Origin of the sequence: uncultured Brachyspira sp., from assembly GCF_944390595.1 — a bacterium.
Taxonomy (GTDB): Bacteria; Spirochaetota; Brachyspiria; order Brachyspirales; family Brachyspiraceae; genus Brachyspira.
The window spans coordinates 1-11,694 of the sequence record NZ_CALXRN010000114.1; the positions used below are offsets into that span (position 1 = coordinate 1).

Sequence of the window (11,694 nt, forward strand, 5' to 3'; positions counted from 1 at the left end):
GTTACTGATATAACTTCATTATGTCCTAATTCAACTATACTAGAAGGTTTGAGTATATCTGGAGGAAGCGTTAATAATTCAGAAAATAATATAAAAACATGGCTTCAAAATATAAATATATTATAAAATTTTATTATTATCTTGCCATTGATTATTTTAATTAATGGGAAGATAAATAGGAGAAAGTATATATGAATAAAATTACACTATTATGTATATTAGCTATTATTGGCATATTAAATTCATGTAATGTAAATAAAACAGAAAAGGAGAATAAAATGAATGCAGAAGAAAGATATATAGTAAATCCAAGTGAAGAAGCAAAAAGAAATGCAGAAAAAAATCCTTTCGGTCTAGTTTATGATGGAGCTATAGAAAAAAATGAACAAGGTAAATTAAATATACAAACCGTTTCATATAATATAGGAGGAAATAAAGCTGTTGCCAATGTATATACACCTGCAAATTTTGATTCTAATAAAAAATATCCTACTATAGTAGTAGCCCACCCTAATGGAGGAGTTAAAGAACAAGTATCTGGTCTTTATGCACAAAGATTAGCAGAACTTGGATATATTACAATAGCTTTTGATGCTTTATATCAAGGAGGAAGCGAAGGTTTTCCAAAAAATATTGATACTCCAAATAACCGTGTAAATGATATAAGAGCTGCAGCTGATTTTATATCAACTTTTAAAGGTACTGATATAAATCGCTTAGGAGTATTAGGAATATGCGGAGGCGGTGGATATACTATAAAAGCTGTACAAACAGATAAAAGATTTAAAGCTGTGGCAACTTTAAGTATGTTTGACAGCGGACTTGTAAGGAGGAACGGATTTTTAGATTCTCAAATTGATTCTATAGAAGAACGTTTAGAAGAAGCTAGTCTAGCTAGACAAAAAGAAGCATTAACTGGAGAAGTAACATATACAAGTTCAGCACCTGTGAAATTGAGTGATGAAGAATTGGCAAAAATACCTACAGATTTATACAGAGAAGGTGCAATATATTATGGTGATACTCATGCCCATCCTCATTCAAGCTTTGCCTATACAACAAGTTCATTATTAGATCTTATGAGTTTTGATGTAATAAATAATATAGAACTTCTAAATCAGCCGCTTTTAATGTTAGTTGGAGATAAGGCAGATACAGCATATATGAGCAGAAGAATTTTTGAGAATGCTTCAGGAACAAAAAATAAAGAACTTTATGAACTTAAAGATGCCACACATATACAAACATATTTTAAACAGGATGCTGTAAATGAAGCTGTTAGTAAATTAGATGAATTTTACAAGAATAATTTACAATAATATGGTTTATAAAGTATAAAACTCTTATTCTCCTATTTTCCTGCTGCTTATTATAATTAATAGGCAGCAGAAAATAAAAAATATTTTAAGGATTGTATAATGAAAAAATTATTATTAGTCTTTATAACAATATTATTAAGCATATCATGCAATAACAATACATCTAATAATACACAAAATAAAATTATTATAGATAAACAAGGAAGTTTCACATTTGGCGGTAAAGTATCATCTGCAGATGGAGAATTTGAAAAAGATACTTTATTTCCAAGTTCAAACGGACAAACATATCATAGCGACCACGGATATACATTTTATCAAATACCTGTTAATGCTAAAAAATACCCTATAGTATTTTTGCATGGAGGCGGACAATCTGCTAAAAGTTTTGAAACTACTCCAGATGGCAGAGAAGGTTTTCAAAATATTTTCTTAAAAAAAGGATATAGTGTATATTTGGTAGATCAGCCAAGGAGAGGAAGAGCTGGAAGAAGTTCTGTAGCCATAACTATCAACCCTACTCATGATGAGCAGTCTTTGTTTAATTGGTTTAGAATAGGTTCTTGGCCTGATTTTTTTGAAAATGTACAATTCAAAAATGATGAAGAAACTTTAACACAATACTTTCAGCAAGTTACTCCTAATACAGGCAGTTTTGATGAGGAAGTAGTATCTGATAGTTTATCTGCATTATTTGATAGAATAGGAGAAGGAATTTTAGCAGCACATTCTCAAGGAGCTGGTCCTGCATTTTTTACAGCAATAAAAAATAAAAATGTTAAAGCATTAGTTTTATATGAGCCTGGCGGATGCAGTTTACCTTTTCCTGAGAATACTTCACCTACTAATATTACTATGCCTGCATATTTTCCTATAAAAGAAATACCTGAAGATGATTTCAAAAAATTAGCAAGTATACCTATAGTAATTTATTATGGGGATAATATACCAAAAGAAAAATCTGATAATCCTTATTTGGAAGAGTGGAGATTAAGAGTAGAGTTAATAAAAAAATGGGAAGAAACTTTACAATCTTATAATGCTGATGTTAATGTTGTAATTCTTCCAGAAATTGGAATATATGGAAATACTCATTTTCCTTTTTCAGATTTAAATAATTTAGAAATAGCAGACTTACTTGAAAAATACTTAAAAGAAAAAAATTTATAATAAAATAATATCAAAAGGATTTATAAATGAAATATGTAAAATTAAATAATGGTTTGGAAATGCCTATTTTAGGTTTTGGAGTTTATCAAATTCAAGATTATGATGAATGTAAAAAAGCAGTATTGAATGCTATTGAAACAGGATACAGATTAATAGACACAGCAGCTTCATATAAAAATGAAAAAGCTGTTGGAGATGCTATAAAAGAAAGCGGTATAAACAGAAAAGAATTATTTATAACAACAAAATTATGGATACAAAAAAACGGTTATGAAGATACTAAGAAAGCATTTAATAATTCTCTTGAAAAACTTCAATTAGATTATTTAGATTTATATTTAATACATCAGCCTTTTGGTGATTATTACGGAGAATGGAGATGCATGGAAGAGTTATACAAAAATGGAAAAATTAAAGCTATTGGAGTATGCAATTTTTTTGCTGACAGATTGGTTGATTTAATAATGCATAATGAAATAGTACCTGCAGTAAATCAAGTAGAAGTAAATCCATTTTATCAAAAAAATGATTATCAAACTATTATGAATGAATATAATGTACAAATGCAGTCTTGGGCTCCTTTTGCTGAAGGAAGAAATAATATGTTTACTAATGAAATATTATCAAGAATAGCTAAAAAATATAATAAATCTATAGCTCAAATAATTTTAAATTGGCTTGTAAAAAGAAATATAGTAGTAATACCTAAAACTATTAGAAAAGAAAGAATGGAAGAAAATTTCAATATTTTTGATTTTGAATTAGATGATAGCGACATAAAATTAATTTCATCTCTTGACAAAAATGAAAGTTCTTTTTTCTCTCATCAGGATCATAAAATGGTAAAACTTTTATCAGAAAGGGTTCTTGAATAATTTAATAAATATAAGGAGAATAGAAATGAATAATAGTAAAGATGTTCTAGTTTTAACAGGTGCTGGATCTATAGGAATTGCTATAGCAAGAAGAATAGGTATAGGAAAACATATAGTACTTGCCGATTTCAATATAAAAAATGCTGAAAGAGAATCTAAAACATTATATAATGCAGGATTTCAAACTTCTATATGTGAAACTGATATTTCTTCAAGAGAATCAATTTTTAAACTTATAGATTTTTCAAAAAGCTTAGGAAAAATAAAATATTTTGTTAATGCTGCTGGAGTTTCACCTTCTCAAGCACCAATTGAAGATATTTTAAAAGTTGATTTATATGGAACTGCTGTACTTCTTGAGGAATTCGGTAAAGTAATAGAAGAAGGCGGAAGCGGAGTAATAATATCTTCTCAATCTGGGTATCGTTTAGGCTCTTTAACTGATGAAGAAAATAAAATGCTTGCAACTACACCCACAGAAGAATTATTATCTATGCCTATACTTGAAAAAGCTTCTGATACATTAAAAGCTTATCAATTATCAAAAAGATGCAATTGCCTTAGAGTAATGTATGAATCCAGTAATTGGGGTAAAAGAGGAGCAAGACTAAATTCAATAAGTCCAGGAATAATAATTACTCCATTAGCTAATGATGAATTAAACGGACCAAGAGGAGAAATGTATAAAAGAATGCTTGATCTTTGTCCTTCTAAAAGAGCAGGAACTCCAGACGATGTAGCAAATGTTGCTGAATTATTAATGACTGACAGAGGATCATTTATTTCTGGAAGTGATTTTCTTATGGACGGTGGCGTAACGGCATCTTGGTGGTATGGAGAACTATCAAACAATAAATAAAAAATTCAATACTAATCATAAATTATAAAAATCTATTTAAGGAGGATTTATGAAAAATTTAATCTTTATACTTTTATCAATAATTATATTATCATCATGCAGTAATGAAAATAATTCTGGTAAAACAATAAAAACAGATTACATAGTTTCTAATATTGAAAATTCAGAAAACAAAGCAGAAAATATTAATTATACTCAAAGCGGTTCAAAAATATTAATAGCATATTTCACTTGGTCAGATAACACAGTAGTATCTAATCCTTCATCTATTGACCCAGATGCTGAAACTTCTGCAAGCGTACTTTCTCCAGGTAATGCCGAATTAATAGCTACTTGGATACAGGAAGAAACAGGAGGAGATTTATTCAGTATAAAAACGCAAAATAAATATTCAAGCGACTATGATGAATGTTTAAATCAAGCCAGAAAAGAAAGGGATAATAATGAAAGACCAGCACTAACTGACAAAATTAATAATATAAATGATTATGATGTTATATTTTTAGGCTTTCCAAATTGGTGGTATACATGTCCTATGGCAGTATTTACATTTGTTGAAAGCCATGATTTATCAGGAAAAACTATAATACCATTTTGTACGCATGGAACTGGAGGGCTTTCAAGAACAATAAGAGATTTAAAAAAATTACTGCCAGCTAACTGCAAAGTATTAGATCCTATAGGAGTATACAGACCAGAAGTAAAAAATTCAAAAAGTAAAGTTGTGGATTGGGTGAGAAAATTAGATTATTAAAATTAAATAGTATGTTTTTGAAAAATAAATTAATAAATATTTTATAATCTTTTTAGTATATACTTAAAATTTTTAACTTTGCCAACTGATACACTTTATATAAATGTTATCTACTTTTTTGCCGCATAAAAAAGTAGCAAAAAACGCAATTGCTAGAACTTTATATTAAAAACATACCTGTTAAATATAGGATATATCCTAAAAATGCAGTCTTTTTGGTTCTCGCCGTAGGCGTACTTCGTATGTGCCAACAAAAGAACTAGGGGTGTGGGGGCAAAGCCCCCACAAACAATAAAATTGAAAAAACTAAAATTGACAAAATATAGTTGTTTAGTTATATGCTAAAAAACAATCAATTATATTATATAAAAAAAGGAGAAATTTATTTATGAAGAAAATAATTAAAATAATAGTAGATATAATAATGACTTTACTTTTTTTCACTCTAATGGCATATCATTTTACGGGAGATGCTGTACATGAATATTTGGGTTTCTCACTTTTTATATTTTTTATACTTCATCATATACTTAATTTTAATTGGTATAAAAATTTGCCAAAAGGAAAATACAATTTTAACAGAACATTGAATACATTTATTAATACTATGTTTTTTATATGTATGGCAGGACTTATGATAAGCGGAATACTATTTTCTCAAAGGGTATTAGGATTTCTTAATATTCATAACAGCGGAATGTTCACAAGACGCCTGCATATGATTTCAAACTCTTGGGGATTCATATTTATGTCCGCACATTTAGGAATGCATTGGGGTATGTTTATAAATATGAGCAAAAAATTCATTAATATAAAAAAGCAGATATCTATAGTAATAGCTTCATTGATAGCCTTATACGGTATTATTTCATTTATTAAAAGAGGACTATATAATAAGATGTTTTTACTTGTAGAGTTTGCTTTTTTTAATTATGAAGAACCTGTAGTATTTTTCTTTATGGATTATGTATCTATAATGGGATTGTTCATATTTATAAGTTATTATTTGCAAAGACTAAGCATGAAATTCAATAACAATTGAAAATATAATCATAAAAAATGAAAAAGCTGCTGAATTTATACGTTTAAGCAGCTTTTTTGTATTTAAATTTTATATAAAATATTATATTATTTAAGTTAATATAAATTAACATAATATTAACAATGAGTTAATAATATAGAAAAAATACCGTTATTTATATTATTGATAAAAATTTTTTGTTAGTATAATATTACTATATTAATAATAATTCTTAAAAGGTAAAAGGTTTATACATGAATTTTTTAGAAATAGAATTAAATAAAGACAAAAAAATCGTAAGTGAAGATTTCAAATATAGGAAAAAATTAATAGTAGTTTTTGCAATTTCTATACTAGTGTCTGTACTGCTATTAATAAGATTATTCTATTTGCAAATAATACAAAATGAACATTATGATAGTTTAGCAAGGAACAATAAAGAACAAATAATACCAATTGATGCTTATAGAGGGGAAATTTATGACAGAAACGGCATTATAGTTGCTGAAAATATCAAAACATACACAATGTATATGATACCTGTTTATTTACCTAAGAACTATTTTGAAAGAGAAGAATTATTATATAGAGTATCAAAAGTATTTAATATAGATTTAGGGCATATAAAGTCAAGCTTGGAAAAAGTACCTAAAAACAGTTATGAATCGGTTGAAATATCAGAAAGCATAACAATGCCTCAAATGAGTTATTTAGCTGAAAGATCAGAAGAATATCCAGGAGTATATTATGGAAGCAAATCCATAAGACATTATCCTTTAGGCGAAACAATGACTCATATATTGGGTTACATAGGAAATATATCTCAGGAAGAATTTGAAAGCAAACAAGCTGAAGGTTACAGAAGAAACAGCATGATAGGTAAAGAAGGCGTAGAACAATTCTATGATAAGGAATTAAGAGGTATAGACGGATACGTACAATGGATAGTAGATTCAAGAAACAGAGTTAAAGAAACTATAAGCCCTGCAATAGGAAAACCAATTCCTGGAAAAAAGCTTATCTTAAGTATAGATTCTAAAATACAAAAAGATGCAGAAGAATTAATAAAAGGTCAGGTAGGTACTGTAATTATATCCAAGCCTACAACAGGAGAAATATTAGCAATGGTAAGTTCTCCTTGGTATGACCCTAATATATTTATAGGAAAAATAGACAGAACAAAATATGCAGAACTTATAAATAATCCAGCTAACCCATTCTGGAATAAAGCAATTAGAGGAAGATACCCTCCTGGTTCAACATTCAAACTTGTAACTTCTGTAGGAGCATTGGCTGAAAAAAGAATAGGTGTTAATACTACAAGATATTGCGGCGGCGGTATGCTTCTTGAAAACAGATTCTACAGATGTACAGGTCAGCATGGATATGTAAATATGTACAGGGCTATTCAATTCTCATGCAACACATATTTTTATAACTTAGCTTATGAGTTAGGACCTAATTTCATCAAAAGATATGCTGAAATGTTAGGATTCGGAGATATTACAGGTATAGATTTACCAGGAGAAAAAGTAGGAGTTGTACCTAGTGCCGATTGGAAAAGAAGAAAAATCGGAGAATATTGGTGGGACGGAGATACTATTCAATATGTTATGGGTCAAGGTTATATGTCAGCTACTCCTATAGCTGTACACATGGCTACTTCTGCTATAATAAATGATGGTATTATGTACAGACCGCATGTTGTTAAAGAAATAAGAAGCTCTCAAACTGATGAAGTTATATATAATAATGATAAAGTAATAATAAAAAAATTAGATATAGATCAAAATATATTTACTGTTGTAAAAGAAGGTATGAGAATGGCTGTAACCGGAGGTACTGCGAGAAACGGTGCTTGGTCTCCTAATATCAAATTAGCAGCTAAAACAGGTACGGCACAAAATGCTCAAGGTAAAGACCATACTTGGGTTACTATATTCGGACCTTATGATCCAAGACCTACTGATGATATGATAGCTGTTACAGTTATGTTAGAACATAGCGGCGGCGGCGGCGGTACTACTGCAGGTCCTATTGCAACTGCTATGCTTCGTTCTATACTTGGAGGCGAAAATGCTATGGATGCCAGAAATGCAATATACAGCAGAATGCAGTATATTTATCAGCAAATCAGACTTGCAAGAGAACAGGCTGCTTTAGAAAATGGAGATGCTGGTATAAACAATAATGAAGAAAATAAAAAATCTGGTGAAGACGAAAGGATAAAATATGAATGAAAAAAAAGAATTAAAAAAATTATTTGTATTCGATTGGAAAATATTAGCAGCAATTATATTTTTAATGATTGCAGGTGCGATAGCTGTTTATTCATCTACATATTCGCCGGAATCTGGTAAAACCAGTTGGATGTTTTTAAAATTTTTATTCTTTTGTACAACCGGATTAATATTAATATTTATTAGTATGTTTATAAACTATACTAAATTAGCCGAACATAGAATGGCTTTATATATACCAATGCTTGCTGTTCTTGTATTAGTTTTAATTCCAGGTATTGGTACTACAGTTAATGGAAGCAGCAGCTGGTTATTCGGTATGCAGCCTTCTGAGTTTGGAAAAATAGTAGTTATAATATTTCTTGCAGGATATTTGGATCAAATAGGCGACAAAATAAAAGAAATTAAATATTTTGCTTTAGCAGGATTTTTTATAGCTATACCTATAGGATTAGTACTGCTTCAGCCGGATTTAGGTACTGTATTAGTATACTGTTTCATAGTATTTATAATGCTTTTTGTTGGAGGAGTACCTACAAGATATATTATAGCTTTAATAAGTATAGGCGTTATAGGATTATCTATACCTATGTTTTTAGAGTATAAAAGAATGTCTGATGATATAGATAATATACTTTTTAATTTCCTTTCACAGAGAATATATATAGGATATTTGGCTGGAATATTCTTATTTATATCAGCACTTCTTCTAACTTTAAATTTTTATATGAATAGTAAATATGTAAGTTTATTATCCTTCTCATTTTTTGTATTATTCTTATGTATGGGAGCAGCATTAATATTTGATATAGGATTAAAAGAATATCAAAAACAAAGACTGCTTGTATTTATGAATCCTCAATTAACTAGATTAAGTTCAGGTTATAATATAATACAATCACTTATAGCCGTAGGCAGCGGAGGACTTCTTGGTGAAGGATTTTTAAATGGAAGCCAATCTCAATTAAATTTCATACCTCAGCAGGTTAATGACTTTATTTTTTCAAATATATGCGAGGAATGGGGATTTATAGGAAGTGCTTTAGTAGTTTTGGCATACACAACAATATTTATAAGAGGTACAATGGTAGCTTATTTTGCTAAAGACAGACTAGGTGCTTTAATAGTATCAGGTGTTATAGCTATGTTTTTATGCCATGTTATTATTAATATAGGAATGGTTGTGGGAATGATGCCTATTACAGGATTGACTTTGCCTTTTATAAGCAGCGGAGGTTCTTCTATATGGACTTTTGCTATATCTATAGGATTAATATTTAATGTTGAAGCTAGAAGATATGTTCATTAAATAAAGTTATTAGTATGAGAAGCAATATTTTAACAGAAAAAGTTTTAATAGTAGATTCAAATATAGACTATGCTAAATTTATACAAAATTTATTGAAAGAATCCGGATATTTATCATATATAGCCACTTCCTATGAAGAAGCTATACACATGTCTTATGATAAAATACCAGACTGCATACTTGTTGATTATATGCTTCCAAATTCAGGAGCATGCCGTCTTTCACAGCATATAAAAAATGATAATATGCTGAAAAATATAGCCGTATTATTCCTTACAGCTACAGATAATAAAAATGAATGCTTAAAATCTTATGAATGCGGGGCTGACGGTTTCTTTTTAAAATCCATAGACACTGATATATTATTATCTAAAATGAAAGCATATATGAGATTAAAAAAAGCCATAGAATCTAATATTATGTATATGAATATGTTAAAACAAGATATTGAATATGCTTCAAGGCTTCAAAAAACTATACTTTCTTTTGGAAATACTTCTATACCTAAAAATGATATATCTATTTTTCATTATGCACCAAATGATGTTTCTGGAGATTACAGCGGTATAAAATCAATTGCTGACGGATGGTATGCAATACTTTTAGCAGATGTTTCAGGACATGGGATTGCTGCGAGTATGCTTACTATACTTATAAAATCTTTTTTTGATACTCATGTTCTCATTAACAATAAAAATACATCGCCTGCAAAATTTATAAAAGAATTAAATACTTTTTTTATAGAAGAAAATTTTGATAAAAACTTATTTGCTTCTATATTCTTTGCTATTTATAATAATGAAACAGGAGAATTTATATGTTCTTCAGCAGGCTCTCCAAAACCTATATACAAATCAAAAGATGAAGTAAAAGAAATAGACATTGACGGACCTTTAGTAGGAATGATGGAAGAAAGTGAATATTTAGAAACAAAAATCACATTAAATCATAATGATTTATTATTTATATTCACAGATGGTGCTTATGAAATTTTTAATAAAGAAGGCAAAATGTTTGGAGATGAACTGCTTAAAAATACATTCATAAAACATTCTCATAAAGACGTTAATGTTATAAAAGATAACATTATAAAGGAATTAAAATCATTTTCTGATAATGTATTATCCGATGATATAAGTATGATATTATTAAGAAGAACAGAATAATATTGCAAACTGAACATTTTTTTCATAAATAAAAAAACAACTATATCACAATAATTTAATTTTTTTGTAAAAAATTGTAATTTTATTTGACATATTAAAAAAAATTTCTATACTAAGTAATAAATACAGTATAGGAGTACATATGAATAATGAAGTAAAAGTAACACATACGCTTGCAGATCCTGCTCCATTCGGGCTATTTGGTCTTGCAGTGATAACTTTTGTAGCATCTACTCAAAAGTTAGGGTTAACAACTGGAGTATCCGGACTTATACCTTGGGCTATATTTTTAGGATCTATAACTCAATTTTTAGCCTGCATAATTGATTTTAAAAAGGATAATGTATTTGGAGCAACTGTCTTTGGAGCTTTTGGATTATTTTGGAGTGCTGTTGCTTTTGTATGGCTAATTTCTACAGGAGTATTTGGAGAAAATATGCAAAAAACTCTTGATATGAAACAGTTTGGAATTGTATGTATTGCCTATTTATTTCTTGTAGGTCCTCTTACAATAGGTGCTGCTGAAGCTCATAAAGTTTTATTTTTTATATTCTTGGCTGTTGATGTTCTGCTTATAGCAATGGCATTAAACTATCTAGGTATAGCTCCAAAAGAAACACAATTTATAGCGGGAATATCAGAACTTGCTGCTGCTTTAATAGGTTTTTACGGATGTGCTGCCGTAGTATTAAATAAGAATTTAGGAAGAGTAGTATTACCTGTCGGCAAACCATTAGGTATATTTAAAAAAATATCATAATTAATAAATATCAAGTTACTATAGACTATACATTTTTAATGTATAGTCTATTTTTTATACAAAATAAATAAAAAAAATATGATAACTAAATATCTGATTATTACGATAATAATTATGATAACAAAATTTAGTTGACATATTACAGTTTTTTCTATATTATGTTATAATAATATTATAAGGTGATAAAAAGTTATGAGATTAAAAATAGCAATTTTAACTAT

Annotated in this window: 10 protein-coding genes and 1 pseudogene; all 11 read left to right on the forward strand. The window is 28.7% G+C overall.

Annotated features, from left to right (window positions below; genetic code table 11):
• Window positions 1–126, forward strand: a pseudogene (locus Q0J90_RS14720) (flavodoxin); the annotation flags it as partial.
• Window positions 127–191: 65 nt separating this feature from the next.
• A complete protein-coding gene (locus tag Q0J90_RS06225) occupies window positions 192–1,319 on the forward strand; it encodes an alpha/beta hydrolase (RefSeq protein WP_297277074.1) in 1,128 nt (375 codons plus the stop codon).
• Window positions 1,320–1,418: 99 nt separating this feature from the next.
• Window positions 1,419–2,489, forward strand: coding sequence for an alpha/beta fold hydrolase (locus Q0J90_RS06230; protein ID WP_297277075.1), 1,071 nt, complete (start codon window positions 1,419–1,421; stop codon window positions 2,487–2,489).
• 26 nt (window positions 2,490–2,515) lie between these two features.
• A complete protein-coding gene (locus Q0J90_RS06235) occupies window positions 2,516–3,364 on the forward strand; it encodes an aldo/keto reductase (protein ID WP_297277076.1) in 849 nt (282 codons plus the stop codon).
• Window positions 3,365–3,389: 25 nt separating this feature from the next.
• Window positions 3,390–4,223 carry an SDR family oxidoreductase gene (locus Q0J90_RS06240; RefSeq protein WP_297277077.1) on the forward strand — a complete coding sequence of 278 codons (834 nt, stop codon included), beginning with the start codon at window positions 3,390–3,392 and terminating at the stop codon, window positions 4,221–4,223.
• Window positions 4,224–4,272: 49 nt separating this feature from the next.
• Window positions 4,273–4,977, forward strand: coding sequence for a flavodoxin (locus tag Q0J90_RS06245; protein ID WP_297277078.1), 705 nt, complete (start codon window positions 4,273–4,275; stop codon window positions 4,975–4,977).
• A 388-nt stretch (window positions 4,978–5,365) separates the two neighbouring features.
• The gene (locus tag Q0J90_RS06250) at window positions 5,366–6,019 is read left to right on the forward strand and encodes a DUF4405 domain-containing protein (protein ID WP_297277079.1); all 654 of its coding nucleotides are present in this window, start codon (window positions 5,366–5,368) and stop codon (window positions 6,017–6,019) included.
• Between the two features lie 233 nt (window positions 6,020–6,252).
• Window positions 6,253–8,238 (forward strand): penicillin-binding protein 2, encoded by a 1,986-nt coding sequence (mrdA, locus tag Q0J90_RS06255; RefSeq protein ID WP_297277080.1) that lies wholly within the window; start codon window positions 6,253–6,255, stop codon window positions 8,236–8,238.
• Window positions 8,231–9,547, forward strand: coding sequence for an FtsW/RodA/SpoVE family cell cycle protein (locus tag Q0J90_RS06260; RefSeq protein WP_297277081.1), 1,317 nt, complete (start codon window positions 8,231–8,233; stop codon window positions 9,545–9,547). The genes mrdA and Q0J90_RS06260 overlap by 8 nt, the downstream gene beginning before the upstream one ends.
• Window positions 9,548–9,561: 14 nt before the next feature.
• Complete coding sequence (locus tag Q0J90_RS06265) at window positions 9,562–10,713, forward strand: fused response regulator/phosphatase (protein ID WP_297277082.1); 1,152 nt, start codon at window positions 9,562–9,564, stop codon at window positions 10,711–10,713.
• Window positions 10,714–10,855: 142 nt separating this feature from the next.
• Window positions 10,856–11,473 carry an acetate uptake transporter gene (locus Q0J90_RS06270; RefSeq protein WP_297277083.1) on the forward strand — a complete coding sequence of 206 codons (618 nt, stop codon included), beginning with the start codon at window positions 10,856–10,858 and terminating at the stop codon, window positions 11,471–11,473.
• The last annotated feature ends 221 nt before the right edge of the window (window positions 11,474–11,694 follow it).